General features: G+C 44.5%; 17 protein-coding genes and 2 pseudogenes. 13 read left to right on the top strand and 6 right to left on the bottom strand.

Features of this window, described 5'->3' with window-relative positions; all coding sequences use genetic code 11:
* Nucleotides 1-32 precede the first annotated feature (32 nt).
* A complete protein-coding gene (locus tag MKX98_RS16325; protein ID WP_339224128.1) occupies nucleotides 33-1385 on the bottom strand; it encodes an MATE family efflux transporter in 1353 nt (450 codons plus the stop codon).
* Nucleotides 1386-1521: 136 nt separating this feature from the next.
* Here MKX98_RS16325 and MKX98_RS16320 point away from each other — a divergent pair, with 136 nt between their 5' ends.
* A complete protein-coding gene (locus MKX98_RS16320) occupies nucleotides 1522-2208 on the top strand; it encodes a TetR/AcrR family transcriptional regulator C-terminal domain-containing protein (RefSeq protein WP_194542710.1) in 687 nt (228 codons plus the stop codon).
* Between the two features lie 477 nt (nucleotides 2209-2685).
* On the opposite strand, the gene MKX98_RS16315 is transcribed toward MKX98_RS16320, so the two are convergent.
* Entirely contained in the window at nucleotides 2686-3576 is an 891-nt protein-coding gene (locus MKX98_RS16315; protein ID WP_113061842.1) for a LysR family transcriptional regulator, read from the bottom strand.
* 101 nt (nucleotides 3577-3677) lie between these two features.
* On the opposite strand from MKX98_RS16315, the gene MKX98_RS16310 reads away from it, so the two are divergent.
* Nucleotides 3678-4586, top strand: coding sequence for a DMT family transporter (locus MKX98_RS16310; RefSeq protein ID WP_074961910.1), 909 nt, complete (start codon nucleotides 3678-3680; stop codon nucleotides 4584-4586).
* A gap of 293 nt (nucleotides 4587-4879) precedes the next feature.
* Here the strand turns inward: MKX98_RS16310 and MKX98_RS16305 are convergent, their stop codons facing one another.
* The gene (locus MKX98_RS16305) at nucleotides 4880-5635 is read right to left on the bottom strand and encodes an SDR family oxidoreductase (RefSeq protein ID WP_113061840.1); all 756 of its coding nucleotides are present in this window, start codon (nucleotides 5633-5635) and stop codon (nucleotides 4880-4882) included.
* Between the two features lie 232 nt (nucleotides 5636-5867).
* On the opposite strand from MKX98_RS16305, the gene MKX98_RS16300 reads away from it, so the two are divergent.
* On the top strand, nucleotides 5868-6251 hold the full coding sequence (locus MKX98_RS16300) for a MerR family transcriptional regulator (RefSeq protein ID WP_194542708.1): 384 nt from the start codon (nucleotides 5868-5870) through the stop codon (nucleotides 6249-6251).
* Between the two features lie 523 nt (nucleotides 6252-6774).
* Nucleotides 6775-7341, top strand: a complete 567-nt coding sequence (locus MKX98_RS16295; protein ID WP_194542707.1) for an NAD(P)H-dependent oxidoreductase — start codon at nucleotides 6775-6777, stop codon at nucleotides 7339-7341.
* A 207-nt stretch (nucleotides 7342-7548) separates the two neighbouring features.
* On the opposite strand, the gene MKX98_RS16290 is transcribed toward MKX98_RS16295, so the two are convergent.
* The gene (locus MKX98_RS16290; RefSeq protein ID WP_194542706.1) at nucleotides 7549-8235 is read right to left on the bottom strand and encodes an SDR family NAD(P)-dependent oxidoreductase; all 687 of its coding nucleotides are present in this window, start codon (nucleotides 8233-8235) and stop codon (nucleotides 7549-7551) included.
* A gap of 155 nt (nucleotides 8236-8390) precedes the next feature.
* On the opposite strand from MKX98_RS16290, the gene MKX98_RS16285 reads away from it, so the two are divergent.
* Together MKX98_RS16285 and MKX98_RS16280 are read left to right on the top strand one after the other, a co-directional pair.
* Nucleotides 8391-8969 carry a TetR/AcrR family transcriptional regulator gene (locus tag MKX98_RS16285; RefSeq protein ID WP_194542705.1) on the top strand — a complete coding sequence of 193 codons (579 nt, stop codon included), beginning with the start codon at nucleotides 8391-8393 and terminating at the stop codon, nucleotides 8967-8969.
* A 277-nt stretch (nucleotides 8970-9246) separates the two neighbouring features.
* Nucleotides 9247-10125 (top strand): PhzF family phenazine biosynthesis protein, encoded by an 879-nt coding sequence (locus MKX98_RS16280; RefSeq protein WP_194542704.1) that lies wholly within the window; start codon nucleotides 9247-9249, stop codon nucleotides 10123-10125.
* A 269-nt stretch (nucleotides 10126-10394) separates the two neighbouring features.
* Here MKX98_RS16280 and MKX98_RS16275 read toward each other — a convergent pair whose 3' ends face one another.
* Entirely contained in the window at nucleotides 10395-11339 is a 945-nt protein-coding gene (locus tag MKX98_RS16275) for an AraC family transcriptional regulator (protein WP_194542703.1), read from the bottom strand.
* A gap of 305 nt (nucleotides 11340-11644) precedes the next feature.
* Here MKX98_RS16275 and MKX98_RS16270 point away from each other — a divergent pair.
* A pseudogene (locus MKX98_RS16270) lies at nucleotides 11645-13842 on the top strand (heavy metal translocating P-type ATPase).
* Between the two features lie 50 nt (nucleotides 13843-13892).
* Here the strand turns inward: MKX98_RS16270 and MKX98_RS16265 are convergent.
* A complete protein-coding gene (locus MKX98_RS16265) occupies nucleotides 13893-14285 on the bottom strand; it encodes a metalloregulator ArsR/SmtB family transcription factor (RefSeq protein ID WP_113061825.1) in 393 nt (130 codons plus the stop codon).
* Nucleotides 14286-14612: 327 nt separating this feature from the next.
* Here MKX98_RS16265 and sufC point away from each other — a divergent pair, with 327 nt between their 5' ends.
* From sufC to MKX98_RS16235, 6 genes and pseudogenes are all read left to right on the top strand, one after another.
* Nucleotides 14613-15440 carry a Fe-S cluster assembly ATPase SufC gene (sufC, locus tag MKX98_RS16260; protein WP_220685244.1) on the top strand — a complete coding sequence of 276 codons (828 nt, stop codon included), beginning with the start codon at nucleotides 14613-14615 and terminating at the stop codon, nucleotides 15438-15440.
* Nucleotides 15441-15457: 17 nt separating this feature from the next.
* The gene (sufD, locus tag MKX98_RS16255; RefSeq protein WP_220685245.1) at nucleotides 15458-16750 is read left to right on the top strand and encodes a Fe-S cluster assembly protein SufD; all 1293 of its coding nucleotides are present in this window, start codon (nucleotides 15458-15460) and stop codon (nucleotides 16748-16750) included.
* A gap of 37 nt (nucleotides 16751-16787) precedes the next feature.
* On the top strand, nucleotides 16788-18185 hold the full coding sequence (gene sufB / locus MKX98_RS16250; RefSeq protein WP_113061828.1) for a Fe-S cluster assembly protein SufB: 1398 nt from the start codon (nucleotides 16788-16790) through the stop codon (nucleotides 18183-18185).
* A 63-nt stretch (nucleotides 18186-18248) separates the two neighbouring features.
* A pseudogene (locus MKX98_RS16245) lies at nucleotides 18249-18703 on the top strand (2,3-bisphosphoglycerate-dependent phosphoglycerate mutase).
* 201 nt (nucleotides 18704-18904) lie between these two features.
* Nucleotides 18905-20284, top strand: coding sequence for an MDR family MFS transporter (locus MKX98_RS16240; RefSeq protein WP_339224122.1), 1380 nt, complete (start codon nucleotides 18905-18907; stop codon nucleotides 20282-20284).
* 103 nt (nucleotides 20285-20387) lie between these two features.
* Nucleotides 20388-20882, top strand: a complete 495-nt coding sequence (locus tag MKX98_RS16235) for a MarR family transcriptional regulator (RefSeq protein WP_336245438.1) — start codon at nucleotides 20388-20390, stop codon at nucleotides 20880-20882.
* Nucleotides 20883-21404 lie beyond the last annotated feature (522 nt).

Raw genomic sequence — 21404 nt, 5'->3', positions numbered from 1 at the left:
ATCCTGCCTTCTTGCGTGTTAAGGTATTGGATTTACTGTACTAAACGATCCAAATCCGGCTGCAATTTGTTCCGCAAAACATACAGCATGATGGCGCCGACAAGGAATGCGACGGCATCTGCAATGACGAGCGACCAGATCACCCCGTGGAAGCCGTTCATCCAATTGGCGATATAGAGCACAGGAATCAGAGTAACTCCTTGAATAACGGACATAATAAACGCGGCCGTTCCTTGCGCTGTTGCTTGGAAAATCCCCGTAAACAACGTGGTCATTCCTGTAATGAATAAGGATAAGAATGTCACATGCAAAATGTAGCTGCCCATTTCAATTAATTGCGGGTCATTCGCAAATAAACCGATTAAGTGGTCGGAAATCAGATAGACGATGACACCGAATACGATGGCTAACGCCACAATCGTTTTGATTGTAAATCCAATGGTTTGCTTCATCCGTAATTTATTCGCTGTAAAGGAAAAGGCAATGAGCGGCACGACTCCCTCGCATAAGCCCATCAAAACAAACTCAGGAAATTGCAATAAACGTGATGAAATTCCGTAAGCCGCTACGGCCGGATCTCCATATTCAATAAGAAAACGATTTAAGATGAGCGACATTGCACCCAAAAAGATACTCATAATAAAGACGGGAACTCCGATTTTGAATACATTGCTCAGAATCTCCTTGGAAGCCTTGAACCATTTTACGGAGACGGTTAAGAACTGGCTCTTGTATCCAATATGGAAGGCGTAGAATGCACTCGCAACCAAGTTGGAAATGACCGTAGCAGACGCAACGCCAATCACATCCCAATGAAACACGAAGATGACGAACGAATCGAGAATAATATTGACGACCACACTGAGAATCATACCGATCATCGATGTGATCGCTGCACCCTCCGAGCGCACGATATTCTCGAGCGTGAAGAATAATACGACGATTGGTGAACCGATAAGCATAATCGTGACATAGTCCTTCGTGAATCCAAAGGAGTCAAGCGTTGCCCCCAGGCCATAAATGATAGGATCGATCAACGGAAGACCGACGGCCATCACAATTAGACCGAGAACCAAACTGCTGTAAAAAGCGAATGAAGATACTTGCTTTACATCATCATATTTTTTCTCACCGAGCAAACGGGAGATGAATGTACCGCTACCCATGCCAATCAAGGTGCCTAGCGCCATAATAATTGCGAATAACGGCAAGGTTAACGCGAGTGCGGTTAACATGGCGGTATTGTGAAGTGTACCAAGGAAATAGGCATTCAAGATGGAATAGATGACACTCATTGACGTGCCTAGCATCATAGGTACAGCGAAATGAGCTACGGCTTTTGCGACCGGGGCTTTTTCAAAGTAATGGAAGTTTTCTGCATCCATGCGGGTCACTACTTTCTTTATTTATTTTGGGTTCAATCTTACAGTGTTAGATTGAACCTTACAGTGTTAGATGATATCATGATCCTATGAACCTGTAAAGTATAAACTTACACTGTTAGATAAAGGGCGGATAACGATGAAAAAACAGCAACCTCAGATTTCGGAGGATAGGATTTTGGAAGCCTCGTGGGAGTTACTTGGTGAGGAGGGGATCGAGAAATTCAGCATGAGACGATTGGCCGTTAGGCTAGGGATTCAGGCTCCATCTATATACTGGTACTTTAAGAGCAAGCAGAATCTCTACCAGCGACTGGCCAACCAGGTATCAAAAATCATTCTGGATGAGTACCGCTCCGAGGGGGACTGGAAGGAGCAACTGAAGGGACTTGCGGTAACGGTCCGAAGCGTGCTCAGCCGGTATCCCTGCTCCACGCAGCTCATGATGTCGACGCTGCCCCACGAACCGGACATCATCCGGTTCACCAACCGTATGCTGCTCTGCGTGGAATCGACGCCGCTTGAGCAAGAGCAAAAAATACAAACGGTACTTACGATTATGAATTATGTCTTCAACTTCGTTCTGGATGATTATGAGCACCAGCGCAATGTCTCCGCGATTCTTAAGGACCATGGAGCGGGGGCGCTTCCGGGTGAGGAAATGACTCGCCTTCTGGATTCTATGAGCGAGACGGATGCGGGACTGTTCCGGAGAATGTTCACGAACGGGCTGTTCGAACTGATGGGGACCGACAAGGCGTTCGAGTTCGGCTTGAAGTTGATTCTGCTCGGGATTGAGCAGGTGATAAAGGAGCAGGAGAAGTAGGAACTAAGAACCGCCCATCCGGTGATCGGATGGGCGGTTTCGAATAGGCTTACCGTTTAGTCGCACCAAACTGCGCTATAGATGATACGGGGAACCTTACCAGAAGTAGGGCAAAATTTTTGTTCAGTGGGGTGGAGAGAAAGATTTATGTCGGGGGACAGGATCATGTTCCCATTGAAAGTCGCTAATATAAAACAAGGGTATAATACACAAAATGCTGGAGGGAATGTCTTGTTTAAACGGTTTGTTCCTCTAATTTTCATCTACTTTGGCCTTTGTAATCAACTATGAACCCCTCATCGCTACAGCTACATCTATGCTTTTGCCTTTAAATGCTGAACAAAATGCTAATAGAACAAGATGTCTTAAGCATTGATATTCGAAATCGAACTAGTACAGAAAGAACTATTGCTGAGGATTTTAAAAATACTAATTATTTGGGGAACTGAATCTTCTGCCAAGCGCGATAATTGAACATTAGTGGAACCGATCCCCGGATAAATAAAGCTCCTTTGCAGTCTGGAGGAACAGTTTCACCCCGTGTGAAGCCTCCTTTAATGAAGGAACTGCCAAGTGAATGTCTCTATAGGGCTGCGGATTAATGGTCCGGATGCGGACATTAGGTGGCAGTGTAGATAGCGACAAAGAAGTTTTCGATACGATCGAGATTCCCAAGCCTTCTTGAATCATGCTCAACGCCGTATTTATGTTGTGACCGTTATATTTGGCGTACAACGTGGTTCGGAATTGCTTAAATAGCTCAAAAATCGGCGTTACAAACCCGCCTTTGCACACAATCATAGGTTCATTATCCAGATCCGTAATATGAATGGTTTGGCGGCTTTGCAAGGGATGATCATCCCGATGGACCAGGCATAATTCATCTCGAAAGAACGGAATCGTTTCAAGCTCGTTGCCCGGCGGTATAATCCAACCGACATCGATTATTCTGGATTCTAGCCATTTTTTAATCTCTTCGATGGTTCCTTCAAACAGTTCAAATGTCAGCCCCGGATGCTTCTCCCCAATGATTCGCAATAATTTCGGCAAGAAGTGCGCGGACACAATCGGGAACACCCCGACACGAACGGTGCCAACTTCAAACCCTTTTTCAGCGGTTACCTCCTGCTCTACCTTATTGTATCCATGCAAAATCTCTCTGAATATGGCAAGCAAGCGCAAGCCGATATCGGTGAGGATAACCCCGCTTTTTCGTTCACGAATCATGAGAGTGACTCCTAATTCCGATTCAAGCGTTGAGATGGCTCGGCTGACGGCAGGTTGTGTCATATTTAATTGCTCACCGGCTTTGGTAAAGCTACCAGTCTCGACTATTTTCACAAACAACATCAATTGCGAATGTGTCATAACAATTATGATATCTCCTTCATAATAAACATGCATTTTATTTATAAGTTGATCTATTGTACCATGGTAATCAACATTACACAAAGGAGCGCTGAAGATAAATGCAACTTTCGCGAACACTTACTGTTATCCTGTTAACCTTTTTAGTCGCAATGTGGGGAGTGAACTGGCCGTTGTCCAAATATGCACTCGAGTTTGCACCCCCATTGCTTTTTGCCGGCTTGAGGATCACGATCGGAGGTCTCATTCTGCTTCTTTTCGCTTTGCCGCGTTATAGATATCTTAATTTGAAGCATACTTGGCATATTTACCTAATCTCCGGATTACTGAATATCATTCTCTTTTTCGGTTTTCAAACGTTCGGATTGAATATGATGCCTGCCGGTCTATTTTCGACGATCGTGTTCATGCAGCCCGTTCTTCTCGGAATCGGAGCTTGGTTGTGGTTAGGCGAATCCATGAACGCTTTCAAAATAGTCGGCTTGGTTCTAGGCTTTATAGGAGTCGCTGTTATCAGCATAAACGATGGCTCTGGAAATATTTCGACCGTTGGTATCTTGCTTGGTTTAGCCAGCACGATTACTTGGACATTCGGTACGATTTATATGAAGAAAACATCTACTAAAGTCGATGCAATCTGGTTGACTACCCTTCAGATGATTTTTGGTGGAATTGTATTGTTGATAGCGGGTACTACCGTTGAAAACTGGACGGATATCGCTTGGAACCAAACGTTTATCTCGACTTTATCGGTTATTGCAATCTTCTGTACGGCCTTGACCTGGCTCGTTTTCTTTCTGCTTGTCAGATCGGGCGAAGCCGGCAAAATCGGATCGTTTAATTTTCTGGTCCCGCTCATTGCGATCGTGATCAGCGTTCTCTTTTTGGGAGAAACGATTACGACCAAGATGGTGGTGGGACTTATTCTAATTATCATAGGTATTGCACTTGTAAACCTCAAAATGAAATCACTGCAAAAGCGCGGCAATATGCAAAAGGTGGATATGTAGGCAAGGTAGGGGTAACGCAAAATCGTTATTACTCATGATATTGATTATTGATCTATTGGCTTAACCAAGTGAATTACGGTTTATTGAATTATCAGGAAAAGATACCCCTAAAGAAGCAAAGGCAGTCGACCAAGAGATCGGCTGCCTTTGCTTCTTGAACTAAGGATAGAATAGTTGGAATAGAGTGGATCATAGGAAGCATAGCTGACACTATCCTTAGACACACAATATGGTCGTATTCGTTCGGCAACAGCTCTAGTTTCACGGATTGTCTTTGCAGCTATTACTTGCGATCAGATATTCTGACCACCCGAAACTTCGATTCTCTGTGCATTAATCCAGCGATTGTCGGATCCAAGTAGGTTGGCGACTGCAGGACCAATGTCCTCGGGTACGCCGACTCGACCAAGGGCAGTCATCGAGGCAAACGTGTCATTGTAAGCAGGTATGTCGCGTACAGAACCTCCTAGAAAATCGGTTTCGATTGCACCAGGTGCAATAGTATTGGCGGTTATACCTCGGTGACCAAGTTCTTTGGCCAAATAGATGGTTAGAATCTCGACCGCACCCTTTGCGGCGGAATAGGCAGAGAAGCCAGGATAAGAAACGCGAGTGAGTCCCGATGAGAAGTTCACGATACGACCACCATCTGCAAGAAGCGGCAGAAGAGCCTGGGTCAAGAAAAATACGCCTTTGACATGCACATTGAACAGGCCGTCGAACTGAGCTTCAGTAGTTTCGGCATAGTCTATCATTTCTCCGTGGCCGGCATTATTCACTAAATGATCGAAAGTGTCACTATCCCACGTTGACCGCAGGGTCGAACGTACTGTCTCAGCAAAGGCCGCAAAGCTGGCAATATTTCCAACATCAAGTTGTAATGCCACTGCTTTACGACCCAAAGATTCGATCTCAGCAACAACAGACTTTGCTTCTTCTGCTTGGCTACGATAGGTCAAGATGACGTCACCGCCATGACGGGCAATACTGATGGCAGTATTGCGACCAAGTCCACGGCTACCACCAGTGACGATTGAGATATTATTCATTGTAACTTCATCCTTCCAGAACTCATTTTTTAATTGCATTGTTATCATAGATGATAAAGTTTACTTTAAGTCAAGACATTTTCACTGAAAAAATTAGTGTATAATTGAACCAGTGAAATATTTGATTTCATCATATTTTTCTCTTCTTTTTACAGCGTCAATTTGGTTTTTAATTAGATTTGCCAAAAAATCAATTAAAGTTTACTTTAATAGGAGGTGATGAGTTTTATTTATGTTGACAATAAAGAAAGTGACTGAATTGACAGGAATAGCGGCTCCCACACTTCGATATTACGAAAAGGAGGGGCTGCTTCCGCATGTGAAGAGAAATGAAAATGGGAAGCGGTTATATGACGAAAATGATTTAAGCTGGATTCACTTCGTTACTGCGCTTAGAGCAACAGGAATGCCGATTGCTCAAATTCAGAAGTATGTCTACTTGTATAAAGAAGGAGATTCGACGATTTCGGAACGAAAAATGATGATGCTCCATCATAAAAAAGAAATTGAGAAAAGCATAAGAGAGCTATATTTTAATTTAGATAAAATAAACTATAAACTTGCTCTATATGATGTAATAGAATCTCAGATTGAACGAACTAACATCAAAATTTGATTATGCCCAAATACAAAGTCGCTAAATTAGTGACTTTGTATTTTATATAATTGTATTTGAGTCAAATATACATTACTGACATGATACTGTTAAGGCAGTGGGTTGAACGTCGAATATGAAATCGCGACAAGTTTATTCATTTACAGAGGGCCTCAAACTATGGAATTATGAAATTTTATGTAAAAATGACGAAATATGAGTTGCATTTCAGAGAAAGAAGACATAAAATAGTCAACATGTTAGTGATTGATCAATTACTGAATATCCATATTCAAATATCGACAAGCGACTTATCTTGAGGTGCGTGTCGTTTAGATTCTCTTAATCTCACTGACTAGATTTACGGGTTCTTTAAGTCATCAGACAAGACTTGAGGGGAGGCGAGGGGAGTCTTGTCGTCCATGTATTGGAGCAGGTGGTATTACAGATGTACAGATCGAGGTATGTGCTGTTTTTATGTAAATGTAATTGATCAATCAATAATCATCACAATTTGAAGCGCTAAATGAGAGGAGATATCCCTATGAACCATTTGATCGTGTATGCCCATCCGAGAAAAGTAAGCTTTAACCATGCTATTTTGGAAACTACCGTTCGAAGCCTCCGTCAAAAAGGACATGAGATTATCGTACGCGATTTATATGCGATGGAGTTCCAGCCCGTCATTAGCAGTAGCGAGATACTAGGCGGCGTAGGTGAAGACATTGAGCAGGAGCAGGAGTATCTGAAATGGGCTGACGTGATTACCTTCATCTATCCGATCTGGTGGACCGGACTGCCTGCAATCGTCAAAGGTTTTATTGAGCGGGTTTTTACTTACGGATTTGCCTATCGTTATGTGAATGGGGAGCAGAAAGGATTGCTGAAAGGCAAAAAAGCCATAATCATCAACACGCTAGGGAAATCACATGCCCAATATGCAGCTAGCGGTATGGACAAAGCGTTAATATTGACATCCGACAAAGGAATATTTGAATATTGCGGTATGGAGGTGTTGCACCATGTATTTTTCGAGTCCGTACCGAGCTCCGACGAGGCGACGCGTACGACGTGGCTGAAACAAATCGAGGAGGTAGCGGGCAAAGCGTAAACAATATGGTATTAGACATTATAATTAAACAACGCATCTCTTGATGCATTCACTGTTTGATCCAATATGTCAATGGAACAATGGATATGGTTGTAGACAGTCCTGTCGAGGGACAAAAACATGTTCCGATTGTCGATTTGAGATTGCTCTAGGCATTAAAAGAGATAAGACAACTATCATTTCAATAGTTGTCTTATCTCTTTCGTATTAATTTTCACCAAGAATATTAGTTGGATCAAGCCCTGGAGGGAATATTTCTTCAAAATGGTCCTTTTTCTCATATAAATTATACCAAGCTTCAGCAATAACATCGGGGTCCCCTTCTGTTCCGGGTTGTATCATGGCTCCGATTGAAAGATGTCCGACAAACACACCTTTTTCTTTCAACTCATTGTGCAGGTTTGCGGCATAATTACGAATACCAGCCCCAACGATTCCGGCATTCCCGGCATAAGGTAAAGGGAACATAGTTGATACGCCTGTTGTAAATAAAATTGCACCAGAACCGTTATTTATCATATCCGGTAGAACCTCATTAACGGAAAGAACGCCGGCCAGCAAATAACTTTTCATTATATCTAATACACTTTGAGGCGTAGTTTCCAGCACGTTTGTGAACTTATCCTCCCTGGCATAAGGGCTAAATTCTAGTACATCAATCGAACCAAACTCTTGTTTAGCTGCTTGAATGGCTTGTTTTAAAGCAGCTAAGTCCGTAACATCCGCTACAAAAGATTGCGTTTCAATATTTAGTCCTCTTAGTTCACGTTCGATAATTGCTAATTTCTCAGGGTTACGTGCAATCACTGCTACCCTAAATCCATTCTTTCCGAATTTTTTGGCTAGAGACAAACCTAATCCAAGACCTGCACCAACGATGACAATAGTTTTCATTATTCGTTAGCTCCTTATCTATGATATATTAAAAGAAACATATGTTGCTTTAATGAAAACTATACAGCCAAAGGTTTAATGCAACAATCAACAACCCTGTGCGAATGTTGCTATAGCCACAAGAATAATAAATTGTTGGGTTAGAGGTGAAGGATATGGCGACAAAAGCAAGGAATATACGAATGACTCAAACAAAACAATCATTGATTAATGCTTTTTTCAATTTGGCTTCTAAAAAGGATTTTGAAAAAATTACAATAGCGGATATAACAAGGGGAGCGCAGGTTAATCGGGCTACATTCTATGCACACTTTAATGATAAATACGATTTAATCGATTTTATTATGGGGGATTTCGCCTCAGCTTCTATCAAAAACCATACTTCAGGTGTTGTGAAATTCGATCAGGACAGTATATATCAACTCATTTTAGCGGTATCTGATTTCTATCAACAACCGAACATTGAATGTCGCAGCAGCTATGGTGGCTTGGTCTTACCTCAAATGCAAGAAAAAATACTAAATGAATTGAAGGCTTTTTTGTCGAAAAGTTTGAAACAAATGTATAACGATAACGAAAAGAACATGTTTGTGCCTATTTTTGCACAAATCATTCATGAAGGTGCCTTGCAATGGGCCAAAGGTAGCGTCACCACGAATAAAGAGGAAGTCGCCAAGAAGATTGCTTTATTTGTAGTAGCTGGATCTCAGTCTTTCGAGGGAGCACTACACTAACGGGCAGCGTAGTGCTAAATATAGTCGTCTTATTTTTCTTTATTAATGGTCCAATTAGTTGTACCTACAGATTCTCCGGCTGGATAGTTACAAATTGTTTGAAATGGAAGGGGATTCATATTGAACGTTAAGGATACGGGATGCTATCGAGACGGGTTCCGATTCAAAGAGCAAGAGAGTCCGGTCTGTTCGGAAAACGGCGAGCTTGTGCAAATGTTGAAGGTCGGCATAGCTGTCCGTGGTGTAATGGACCTGATAAGGAGAGGACGAGCGGAACATGAATGTGGAAGTGTATACGTTAAATGCGTTTGCAAAAGGGGAGCGTGGCGGTAATCCAGCAGGCGTTGTCTTGGAAGATGGCCTTTCACTGGATGCTGCCGAAATGCAACTCATAGCGAAGGAATTGGGCTTTTCGGAGACGGCCTTCATGGAAAAATCCTTGCTTGCGGATTACAAAATCCGCTATCTCACCCCCGCCAGCGAAGTTGATCTGTGCGGACACGCCACGATTGCTGCATTTGGACTAATGCATTCGCTGGGTTTGGCAAAGGAAGGGACCTCCTATACGATAGAAACCAAGGCAGGGATTTTGGATGTCGCTATTAGCTCCGAGGGTTTTGTTTATTTGTCACAGGTTTTACCACATTTTCTTGAAAGGATATCCTGTGAGGAAATCGCCCCATCTTTGGGGATGGATGCCGAGGATCTGGAATCCGGGTTGCCCATCCAGATTGTTTCCACGGGGCTGCGGGACATTTTGATTCCGATTCGCAGCAGGAAGCTCTTGAATGAGGTTAAGCCAAATTTTGACGCTATAACCGCCATAAGCGAAAAATATGATGTGGTTGGATATCATCTGTTCACGCTGGATACGCCAGACGATGCTGCTGCGGAGTGCCGGAATTTTGCGCCGCTGTACGATATTCCCGAGGAGAGCGCGACAGGAACATCCAACGGTGCCCTGCTCAGCTATTTGTACCAACATGGCCAACGATCTTTGCGGGAAGTGGAGAACGTCAAGTTCAGGCAAGGGTATTCGATGGATTGTCCTTCTGAAATCAAGGTAGGATTGCGCCTGAGCGATAGCGGTGAAATCAACCAGGTACGGGTTGGCGGTGCTGTGGTTGGCATTGAACGAAGACATATCACGATCTAAGCGGATTCAAAAAGCCTGTTTGCAACCACCGTATCGTAGGGGCAAACAGGCTTTTTATATACATTAGATCTTGTAAAGAGACTGGCGATTGCCCCGACTGGCTTGCTGACTGCCACTTTAGGTCAACAAGCAGCAACCAGGTCCCGGCGCTGCTTGTATATTGGATTTTTACGAATAGCTGGGCATGGGTCCTGTAAGGCTCATCGTTCAAAAGGAGATCGCTGCGGCAATCTCTTTTTTCGGAATAACCAAAATTCATATTCATTGATTTAATGTTTGCTTCGGTATTCGAGAGGACTCATTTCATAAATCTCTTTAAAAGCAGCTCCGAATTTACTCTGACTTTTGTATCCCACCGCCAGAGCAATATCCCCGATACTTTTTTGAGTCTTATGTAACATAGAAGCTGCCTGCCTGATACGATACTCTTTCATATATGCCGCGATGGAGACGCCATATACTCCTTTGAAAGTGGTCTTGAGTACAGTAGGACTGATACAGTATTGCTGTGCTAGTTCTTCAATCGTAAATCTTTGTTCAAGATTTTGGATCATTTTCTTTTTAATCTGTTTGATAATATCAACTTGCTGTCGGGCATAAATGGTCTTTTGTTTCTCGCTGACGACATCAAAATAATAAAGATATATTAAAATCTCGAGTACTTTAAGGCGGAAATAAGTGGTTCTGGCCTCTATAGGAACCGAATACATACCACAGAAGATATGCTGGATCTCTTCCTTTGCTTGAATAAAAAAGCACGCATCGTTTAAAAAGAAGCGATGAGCTATTTCTGGAACATCAATTGGAAAATCAGGCAGATATTCCGATAAGTGTCCTGCAAACTTTTCCAAATCAATCGTAATGTTTATCCCTTTATAGTAACCCAATGGAAGTTCAATACATTGACTGTGGTTGCTCATTGTGTTCATGAACAAATCACCTTCGCCTATATATTGCAGGCACCCGTCGTTCATTTTACACTCGGCTCGTCCTTCTTTACAGTGATTTAATTCCAGTATGTTGCGCTTGGAGTGAATGGTTGGTATATACCGACTCGTCTGAAAGTTTAAGCTAATCACTTCAACACCAGGCATTACAGCATGAACGGAGGCAGTACCTTGCCCATGCTTAGGAGCCAACTGGTAAACATTATGATCATGGTTCCGTGCTACAATCGTTCCTGTACTGATATGTGAAAGAGCAAATTCCTCCATAGGTTTGTTTCTCCCCCGATTTAATTTCTATTTTCACCATCTTAATATACACGAATTCAAAACTGACAAATTCCAAGAAACTGGGCTTCAATCAGAAATCAACCGGTTCGTGTGAGTTCGTTCACACCCAATATCGATAGAGTTATTCCATTCCGTCGAACTTTTAGTCCAAACGGATTCACTTTCCAAATTCTATTGAAAAAAATAATGAAGAGGATCATACTTTTAATCAATCAAACGATCATTTGATTGATGTATCGTTTGATTGAATGGAAAAAGTTTGATATTTGAAGGGAGTAGTTTTTATGAAAAAGACCTATAAGCTGAGAAATCTGGATTGTGCGAATTGTGCAGCGAAGATCGAAAATGGTATTCGCAAGTTGACTGATGTTACTGAGGTTAAAGTTAACTTTATGGGACAAAGGATGATTTTGGAGGCTCCAGAGGATAAATTCAACGCCGTTCTTGAAGAATCCAAGAAGATCATAAAAAAACTCGAACCGGATGTATCCATTGATGCTTAGGTAGAAATTGCGCTATTTGAGACAGCAGTGATTGTGATAAATACAGCCGCTGCATTTTCAAATAGGAGGAGGAGAGAGACATGTCAAAAAAGGAAGTAAAACAGTTAGTACGTATCCTTATTGCATCTGTTGGTTTCGTAGCGGCACTACTGCTAAAGTTAGAGGGCATCGCTGAATTCCTGCTATATTTCGCCACATATCTCATCGTTGGAGGAGACATCATTTGGAAAGCGGTGAGAAACATTTCGCGAGGACAAGTCTTCGACGAGAACTTCTTGATGTCAGTGGCCACGATCGGAGCATTTTGTCTTGGTGAGTATTCGGAAGGTATTGCCGTTATGCTGTTTTATCAGGTGGGCGAACTGTTCCAATCCTATGCCGTTTCAAAATCCCGCAGGTCCATCTCCGAACTGATGGATATTCGTCCCGACTATGCCAATTTGCTAAGAAATGGGGAAATGATACAGGTCGACCCAGAAGAAGTACAAGTTAATGAAATCGTTGTTGTGAAGCCTGGCGAGCGAATTCCTCTGGATGGAGTTGTTACTGACGGTTTTTCCGCAATCGACACTTCAGCTCTTACGGGTGAGTCAGTTCCGCGGGAAGTACATGCTGGAGAACATGTGATTAGCGGCTGCATCAACCAAACCAGTAAACTGACCATTCAAGTGAACAAAGTATACAGCCAGTCCACGATAGCAAAAATACTGGAGCTGGTTGAGAATTCTTCCGACAAAAAGAGCAAAAGTGAAAACTTTATTACAAAATTCGCTCGATATTATACCCCGATCGTTGTTTTCGCGGCGGTCATTTTGGCCACCATTCCACCGCTTATCACGGGTCAGTCATTCGGTATGTGGGTTGAACGAGCGCTGACCTTCCTTGTCATTTCCTGTCCCTGTGCTTTGGTTATCTCGGTACCTCTCAGCTTTTTCGGCGGAATCGGCGGGGCATCCAAATCCGGCGTTTTGGTGAAGGGCAGCAACTATCTTGAGGCTTTGGCTAGAACAGAGATGGTCGTATTTGATAAAACCGGTACGCTGACAAAAGGCAGCTTCGTCGTCAGTGAGATGCATTCCGATAAAATGACCGATCAGGAGTTATTGGAATTGGCGGCATATGCGGAGGATTACTCCAACCATCCCATCGCACAGAGCATCAAGAAGACATTTGGCAGAACCATTGATTCCTCCCGCATCAAAGATATCGAAGAAATCGCCGGCCATGGCGTGAAATCTGTGATCGATGGCAAAGTCGTGTTGGCGGGCAACGCCAAGCTCATGAAACGTGAACATATATTCTACAAAGATAAGAAACTTGTAGGTACCGTAGTTCATCTGGCTGTAAACAATGAGTACATGGGATATATCCTCATTGAGGATGAAATTAAGGAGGACGCCCCGCACGCTATCGCAGCTTTGAGATCGGCAGGAATCAAGCAGACCGTCATGCTGACCGGTGATGCCGATGCCGTAGGGAAAAAGGTTGCCGCTACGCTCAAATTGGACAAAGCATATACTGAACTATTGCCTGCGGATAAAGTTGAACGAATGGAAGAATTAATGAAGGAGAAGAGCACCCACGGAAAACTGGCCTTTGTCGGTGACGGCATCAATGACGCACCCGTTCTTGCTCGCGCCGATATCGGCATAGCCATGGGCGGCTTGGGTTCCGATGCGGCGATCGAAGCTGCGGATGTTGTGATCATGACCGATGAGCCATCCAAAATCGCCACAGTGATGAAGATAAGCAAAAAGACGCTCCGTATCGTCAAACAAAACATCATTTTTGCTCTGGGTGTCAAAGGCATTGTACTGGTTCTGGGAGCGCTTGGCATTACAACCATGTGGGGAGCCGTATTCGCTGATGTTGGAGTATCCGTCATTGCAATTATCAACGCAATCCGAGCACTCAACGTTAAAAAACTCAATACGCGAAAAACAGCAGTCCGAGAACAAGATGAAAGAGTGCTGGCTTAATGTCGAGGGGGGTGTTATCGGATAAATTCCGTGAGTAACACGCCTCCTTTTTATCGATTGAGGTTGTGATCTGCAAGTCCTTTTTTCGGACAAGTCATTTGAAAAAAATCATCGATCATTTGATGAACCAAACGTGCCCTTTCATTGTCGGCAAGAGAATAATAAACTTCTTTCCCCGCACGTCTGCTTTTGATGAGACCATGGAGCTTCAGCAATTTCAAGTGATGAGAAACAGACGCGGCACTCATGCCAAGAGCGGCTGAAATATTGTTTCCACACTCCTCGCAATGACAGAGTAACCAAAGGATTCGCAAACGTGAGCCATCGCATAGCTGTTGAAAGACAGTGGCTCCGTCCAGAAAATATTCCACATCAGGCATTTGCTTTAAAGCATGGCTTAAATCTTGTCCATGGTCGTGAAGTATTTCCTTATCTTTTTTCATGGATACTCCTTCAATTAACTCAGTTTTCATTTGATGAAACCATCATGTTGCTCATTCTATTTTAGCCTATGCATTACCTGATATCTAGTCAAGGAACCCGGGACTTTTGCTTTCCATGACCGGTAGCTCCACGGTATTTTCTCAAATTATTGTTGACAATGAGAATCATTATCACTTATTATGTTTACTAGTAAACAAAATAGAGATGATTGGAGATGACCACCGAGATTTAGAAAAGTGAAAATACGTTGATATGGACAAGTATCTGATCGGTAGTTTTTGTAAGAATACGATTGAAAGATGCATACGAAAAGGAGTGGCGATGAAATGACAGTGAGACTTGCGATTGAACAATTGAAGGCGGCAGTAGAAGGGAAAGAAATCTTGAAAGGTCTGAGCCTTACGGTAAATGGCGGAGAAATTCATGTCGTGATGGGACCGAATGGAACAGGGAAGAGTACATTGGCCTCGGCTTTGATGGGGCACCCCAAGTATGAAGTAACGGAGGGGATTGTTACGCTGAACGGAGAAGATCTGTTAGAGATGGAAGTGGATGAAAGGGCACGCGCGGGATTGTTTCTGGCCATGCAATATCCGAGTGAGATCACGGGGGTAACAAATTCCGATTTCATGCGTAGTGCGATCAATGTAAAGCGTGAAGAAGGCCAGGAAATCTCGTTGATCAAATTTGTGCGGATGATGGAAGCAAGCATGCAGACGCTGGAGATGAATCCGGAATTTATGCATCGTTACTTGAACGAGGGCTTTTCCGGAGGGGAGAAAAAGCGAAATGAAATTTTGCAAATGATGATGCTTGAGCCTTCTATGGTCATTCTGGATGAAATCGACTCCGGTCTGGATATTGATGCATTGCGCATCGTTGCTGAAGGGGTCAATGCTTTACGCAGTGCAGACCGCGGATTTTTAATTATTACGCACTATCAGCGCCTGCTTAATTATATCAAGCCTGACTTCGTACACGTGATGATGCAAGGAACCATCGTAAAGTCCGGGGGGCCCGAATTAGCGGAGCGGTTAGAAGCCGACGGATATGAGTGGATCAAAGAAGAGCTGGGTATTACAGAGGAAGCTGCGGCGCCGGACGAAGAAGAGTCGTTTCAAATTCCGATGCAAACCAAATCACCGCGTATCTGAAAGGGGAGAGCCGTAACATGACAATGTACAGTGCAGAGAACCAGGGTTCAGGGCAACTACCATATGAAGCGGAACCGGATTGGCTGACCATCTTGAGGAAGAGAGGATTGGATGCCGCCGGCAACTTGCAGCTGCCCAAGCTTGAAAAGACGAATCTGCAGCGTTGGCCTTTACAGCAGCAAGGTATTTGCCGTATGCCAGAGCTGGCGATGTCTCTAGATGAACTGCCGAAATCCATAAAAAAATGGGTGTATTCGGACAATCTGCTGGTACAGCGGAATTCAGGCCCATTAATCAAGCACCTGTCAGAAGGGTTACAGAAGCAAGGAATGATTCTGACCGATTTGGAAACAGCGGCACAGCAGTATCCGGAACTTGTAAAGCCTTATTTCATGCAAGCCGTGCGGACAGAAGAGAATCTTCTTACGGCGCAGCATGCCGCGCACTGGAGGGGCGGAGCTTTTATTTACATTCCTGAGGGGGTACATGTAGAGACCCCGCTGCAGACGCTATTTTATGTAGACGAATCCGATACGCTCTTTATGCCGCATGTTTTAGTGATAGCCGAGGATCACAGTTCCGTAACGCTGGTGGAGAATACAATGTCCTCACTAGATAAGAGTGTGGCGGTGAATCAAGCCATTATGGAAGTATTCGTAGGCGAAGGTGCAACCGTCAATGTGGTGTCATTGCACCAACTGGAAAGAGACTCGATCGACCTGACTTATCGGCGTGCAATCGTTGAACAAGACGGAAGAGTGAACTGGTTGATTGGCGAAATGAACTGGGGCAAGTCGATGAGCGATACAGCATCGGTACTCAAAGGCGAAGGGGCTGGTTCGGATATAAAGTCAATCCTGGTGGGATCCGGCAGTCAGACGATGAATATCACAGCCCGGACGGTTCATTTTGGTAAGAATTCTCCAAGCGATATGGTAATCAGGGGGGTGATGAGAGAGCAGTCAACGGCGATATTGAATGGAATCACCAAAATTGAGAAGGGGGCAAGCGGGGCGAACGGTCAGCAGACAGAAAAAATATTGATGCTGCATCCCGAAGCGCGCGGCGACGCCAATCCGATCCTGTTGATTGATGAAGACGATGTGAAAGCCGGTCACGCCGCCAGTGTCGGACAAGTCAATTCGGAACAACTGTATTATATGATGTCCAGAGGCATAAGCCGCGTAGAAGCCGAGCGGTTAATCGTGTATGGTTTCCTCGCTCCCGTCGTGGCCGAAGTACCGCTGGAAGGTGTAGCCACTCAGATGCAAGCGCTGGTGGAACAAAAGCTGGGGCAAATCAAGGAATAGATCGAGCAAGCTATCTGAATAAGGAGGATGATAACATATGGCCAAGGAAATGGTGGAGCTGGGAGAATATCAGTATGGCTTCAAAGATGCGCATCAAGCGGTGTTTCAATCCGGCAAGGGACTAACTCGTGAGATTGTTGCCACCATATCGGAGATGAAGGGTGAACCCGGCTGGATGCTCGACTTTCGACTGAAGTCGCTAGATTTGTTTCAAAGTATGCCGATGCCTGCATGGGGCGGCGATCTGCGAGCACTGGATTTCAATGATATCCAATATTATGTCAAGCCTTCCGAGAAGCAGGGAAAAACCTGGGAGGAAGTGCCGATTGAGATTAAGCAAACCTTTGACAAGCTTGGTATACCGGAAGCGGAGCAGAAGTTTCTTGCCGGAGTGTCGGCCCAGTATGAATCCGAAGTCGTCTATCACAGCATCCAGAAAGAACTGGAGGAACAAGGGGTCATCTTCACAGACACGGATACGGCTCTTCGCGAGCACCCGGATCTGCTGCGCCAATATTTTGGCACCATTATTCCCCCGAGCGATAATAAATTTGCTGCACTTAACAGTGCGGTATGGTCAGGAGGAAGCTTTGTCTATGTCCCGAAAGGGATAAAATGCGAGGTCCCTTTGCAAGCTTATTTCCGCATCAATTCGGAGAACATGGGACAATTTGAAAGGACACTCATTATTACAGAAGAAGACAGCTTTGTGCATTATGTAGAAGGCTGCACGGCACCGATTTACAGCACGAACTCGCTCCATAGTGCCGTTGTGGAAATTATCTGTAAGAGAAATTCCCGTGCGCGATATACAACCATTCAAAATTGGGCTCCCAACATTTATAACATGGTGACAAAGCGGGCGGTAGCCGAAGAAAACGCAACAATGGAGTGGGTGGACGGCAATATTGGCTCCAAGCTAACGATGAAATACCCTTCCGTATTGTTAAAAGGACGTGGCGCCAAAGGTTCTGTGCTCTCGATTGCGGTCGCCGGCAAAGGACAGCATCAAGACGCCGGGGCTAAAATGATTCACCTGGCTCCGGATACAACATCGACTATCATATCGAAATCAATCAGCAAGCACGGTGGTAAAGTCACGTACCGCGGTCTGGCTTCTTTCGGACGAAAAGCTTCCGGAGCTAAGTCGAACATCAAATGCGACACGCTCATTCTCGATAATGAGTCCACGTCAGATACGATCCCCTATAACGAGATCATGAACGACAATGTCACGCTTGAACACGAAGCGACCGTCTCCAAGGTATCCGAGGACCAGCTTTTCTACTTGATGAGCCGCGGCCTGTCCGAAGACGAAGCGACCCAGATGATTGTAATGGGTTTCATCGAGCCGTTCACGAAAGAACTGCCCATGGAATATGCGGTTGAGATGAACAGACTCATCAAGCTGGAGATGGAAGGCAGTATAGGGTAAGTTCTATCATCTGTCCAGAATTATGGGGTTCCAACCGAGTTCATCAGGAAGGATGGGAGACAGATGCATAAATTGGTTTTGATTAGACATGGAGAAAGTCTGTGGAACAAAGCAAATTTATTTACAGGCTGGATGGATGTAAACTTGTCGGATAAAGGAATTCAAGAGGCTTTACATGCCGGCAGATTACTTAAGGAAGAACAGTTCGTATTACGGAAAGCCTCAAGGAAACGGTTGTTCGGGTTAGGGATTATTGGGATAAGGAAATTGCACCGCAGATCAAATCGGGTGAAAATGTCATTATCGCCGCACATGGCAATAGTCTACGGGCATTAATCATGTTTCTGGAAAATATCAGCTCAAAAGAGATTATTGATTTGAACGTCCCAACGGGTATTCCGCTTGTATATAATCTTGATGACCGACTACATTCGGTTCAGAGATATTATCTAGGAAGCGAGAAGCATATCAAAAGTAAGATCAATCAGGTTGCCGAGCCAGATAAGATTATGGAATAAGGGCAAGAATTGGATTGAAACTGTCGCTGACGCGTGTGGGTCTATTATTTTAGTTAACTAGTAAACAATGTAAGTGGAGGGGCGGTGGAACCTGCTATGAAACAAACGAATGTAATGAACACGCAAGAGCAACAAACTCAGCAGCCCCTAAAGCTTATACCATTAATTGTAGCGATTTTCATGGGAAACTTCCTTTCGCTGTTGAATAGCAATACGATTAATATAGCTCTGCCGGTCTTGCAAAAAGAATTTGCAACCAACTTAAGCGTCGTGCAATGGACATTGACAGGCTTTATGTTGGCGCTTGGCACGTTCGCGCCTACAGCTGGCTATTTCGGCGAACGCTTCAGTTACAAGCGATTGTATATTTTCGCCTTGTTCGGCGTGACGGTTGCCTCTGTTCTGTGTGCCTTGTCTTGGAACGCGCCGATGCTGATCACATTTCGCATAATTCAGGGTGCATTCTGCGGTATTATTGTGCCCGCGTCGATGACTATGATATTCCAGATCATACCGAGACACCAACAGTCTGTCGCCATGAGTATCTGGATTGCCTCTTCGATCGTGGCGCCAGCCATTGGACCTAGTTATGCAGGTTGGCTTATCCAGCACGGATCCTGGACATGGATTTTCTGGACCAATGTACCGCTCGGGTTGCTTGCAATCGTTGTTGCCGTTTTCTTCATTCCTTACTATCGTCTGAAAGTCCCGAAGGGTTTCGATGTATGGGGGCTTCTGACAGTGATCGCTGCAAGCTCACTGCTGCTAATCACGTTGTCGCAAGGCTCAGTTTGGGGATGGGGATCGGCCAATACGCTGCTTTGTCTGGGAGGCGGACTGTTGGCGCTTGCGCTGTTTCTCTGGAGTGAGATGTCCATCGAGTCGCCACTACTACAGCTCAAAGTATTTCTGAACCGGCGCTTCACGTTGACGGTCATATTGTTGTGTATCGTAATGATCAACTTTTTTTCGGGCATGCTCCTCGTTCCCGTCTACCTGCAAAATGTTCAGGGACATTCGCCGCTTGATACAGGGATCATTCTGTTACCTTCTACACTAGCCATGGCTATTATGTCCTTGGTTGTCGGTAGACTGTATAAAGTGGTTGGCCCCAAGCCACTACTATTTGTTGGTGTACTGTTGATGATCGTAGGAAATCTGCCGCTGGCGTGGCTTCAAGTCGACAGCTCATCTGCTTATACGCTCTTATGGATGACGATCCGCAGTTTAGGTTTGGCTCTAGTGCTTATGCCTGCGACGACGGCTGGGATGGAGGAGATTACCCACGAGTACATCGGCCATGCCTCCTCCATTCAGAACTGGCTTCGGAATGTATTCGTATCGTTCGGTGTAGCTCTTTTCACCACGCTGCTATCTTCACGTACTGCAGATCACGCCGCTAGGTTGAAAGAGGACGCCGGACCGAACTTGGTCCACCTGTCCACCACGATGGGCATCAACGATTTGAACATTTTATCAACGCTTATTGTCGTTCTGGCTCTACCATTTGTTTTTGCAATTCGCTCAAAGCGGAAGAAGGAACGGGCAATGGACGGTGCTTTGAGCGATCCCTTACGATAAACATCTCGTATCTTTGGTAGAGGAACGTTGCTCTCCGGTATTGGAACATGATACGATTGTTTCTCGGTTAAGTATAATTTTTTTGTGTTACGAAAGGTGCGAGATGATGAATACATTGGAGACGATCAAATGGCTGGTCCATGATCAGGTTGTTCATTTTGTGCATCTGAGCGAGCAAAGGATCGAATCGGAGCAGGACAAGATTTTTCGTTATGCGCAGGAGCAGCAATTGGAGTCGATCCCGCGTCATTTGACTAGCGTGCACGTGATCGACTGTATCGGCAACAACGAGCCGATCAACAATACGACGCTTGCAGAGAAGATGAACTTGTCCAAGGCCGGAATTACCAAAATCAGCGGGAAGCTGTTGGAGGAAGGTTATATCCATCGAAGGCAACTGAATGATAATAAGAAGGAAGTCTACTTCAGTCTGACGGTGAAGGGAAAACAAGTTTTTGAGCTCCATAAACAGCTTCACAAGCTGGAGGAGAAGAGGTTTATGCAGTTGCTTGATTCGTTTAAGGAAGCGGAATTACACGTTATTCTGCGATTTTTGCAAAGTGTATCCACGCATTGGGCTAAGGAAGAACCGGAGTAAGCGAGCGGCCTGATGTTGGTGTCGGGTGACAAAAGAGCAATTACCGACGATGTGGATAGTCTTGTTGAGTTTTATAAAAAATCATGGGTGTTTCGGCGGAACGTCCCGTGGCTGCCTTGGCCGAACTCGTTGTGCCATCGTGATCGGTCACTCCCAGCCGGTGACCGAGGAAGCGATCAAACGTTTCAGCGGTAGGGGGGACTCATGGAGACATAACCGAACACCATCCCACAGAATAAATGACGTTTAACAAAATCATCAAGTTGAATTAATTGACCTGAACATAACGCACCTTACAACAACAGCAGCCAATTACTTACCGGCTGCTGTTGTAAAAATATGCACCATTTAGGTTATAACAGTTGCAGGTTTATAGTAAACTGGTGTAAAAATGTCGGAGGATATGAACTTGTACCTATTACCGTAATGGACAAGAACTTGGTCCGATTACCGATTTAACACATAACTAATTAAATTTCGATGGCTATTTCATTAAGCTAACGGGCAAGAATAGCGCCCTTT

Source organism: Paenibacillus sp. FSL W7-1332 (assembly GCF_037969785.1).
In the GTDB taxonomy this organism is placed as follows: Bacteria; Bacillota; Bacilli; order Paenibacillales; family Paenibacillaceae; genus Paenibacillus_AQ.
The sequence above is the reverse complement of the archived record's forward strand: the minus strand, read 5'-3'. Positions and strand labels throughout refer to the sequence as shown.

Bases quoted from the DNA above. Each gene is read 5' to 3' on its own strand.
- sufB (WP_113061828.1), top strand. From the start codon at position 16,788: ATGGCCAAGGAAATGGTGGAGCTGGGAGAATATCAGTATGGCTTCAAA.
- MKX98_RS16285 (WP_194542705.1), top strand. From the start codon at position 8,391: ATGGCGACAAAAGCAAGGAATATACGAATGACTCAAACAAAACAATCA.
- MKX98_RS16290 (WP_194542706.1), bottom strand. From the start codon at position 8,235: ATGAAAACTATTGTCATCGTTGGTGCAGGTCTTGGATTAGGTTTGTCT.
- MKX98_RS16275 (WP_194542703.1), bottom strand. From the start codon at position 11,339: ATGGAGGAATTTGCTCTTTCACATATCAGTACAGGAACGATTGTAGCA.
- MKX98_RS16295 (WP_194542707.1), top strand. From the start codon at position 6,775: ATGAACCATTTGATCGTGTATGCCCATCCGAGAAAAGTAAGCTTTAAC.
- MKX98_RS16320 (WP_194542710.1), top strand. From the start codon at position 1,522: ATGAAAAAACAGCAACCTCAGATTTCGGAGGATAGGATTTTGGAAGCC.
- MKX98_RS16265 (WP_113061825.1), bottom strand. From the start codon at position 14,285: ATGAAAAAAGATAAGGAAATACTTCACGACCATGGACAAGATTTAAGC.
- MKX98_RS16315 (WP_113061842.1), bottom strand. From the start codon at position 3,576: ATGACACATTCGCAATTGATGTTGTTTGTGAAAATAGTCGAGACTGGT.
- MKX98_RS16305 (WP_113061840.1), bottom strand. From the start codon at position 5,635: ATGAATAATATCTCAATCGTCACTGGTGGTAGCCGTGGACTTGGTCGC.
- MKX98_RS16280 (WP_194542704.1), top strand. From the start codon at position 9,247: ATGAATGTGGAAGTGTATACGTTAAATGCGTTTGCAAAAGGGGAGCGT.
- sufC (WP_220685244.1), top strand. From the start codon at position 14,613: ATGACAGTGAGACTTGCGATTGAACAATTGAAGGCGGCAGTAGAAGGG.
- sufD (WP_220685245.1), top strand. From the start codon at position 15,458: ATGACAATGTACAGTGCAGAGAACCAGGGTTCAGGGCAACTACCATAT.
- MKX98_RS16325 (WP_339224128.1), bottom strand. From the start codon at position 1,385: ATGGATGCAGAAAACTTCCATTACTTTGAAAAAGCCCCGGTCGCAAAA.
- MKX98_RS16235 (WP_336245438.1), top strand. From the start codon at position 20,388: ATGATGAATACATTGGAGACGATCAAATGGCTGGTCCATGATCAGGTT.
- MKX98_RS16300 (WP_194542708.1), top strand. From the start codon at position 5,868: ATGTTGACAATAAAGAAAGTGACTGAATTGACAGGAATAGCGGCTCCC.
- MKX98_RS16310 (WP_074961910.1), top strand. From the start codon at position 3,678: ATGCAACTTTCGCGAACACTTACTGTTATCCTGTTAACCTTTTTAGTC.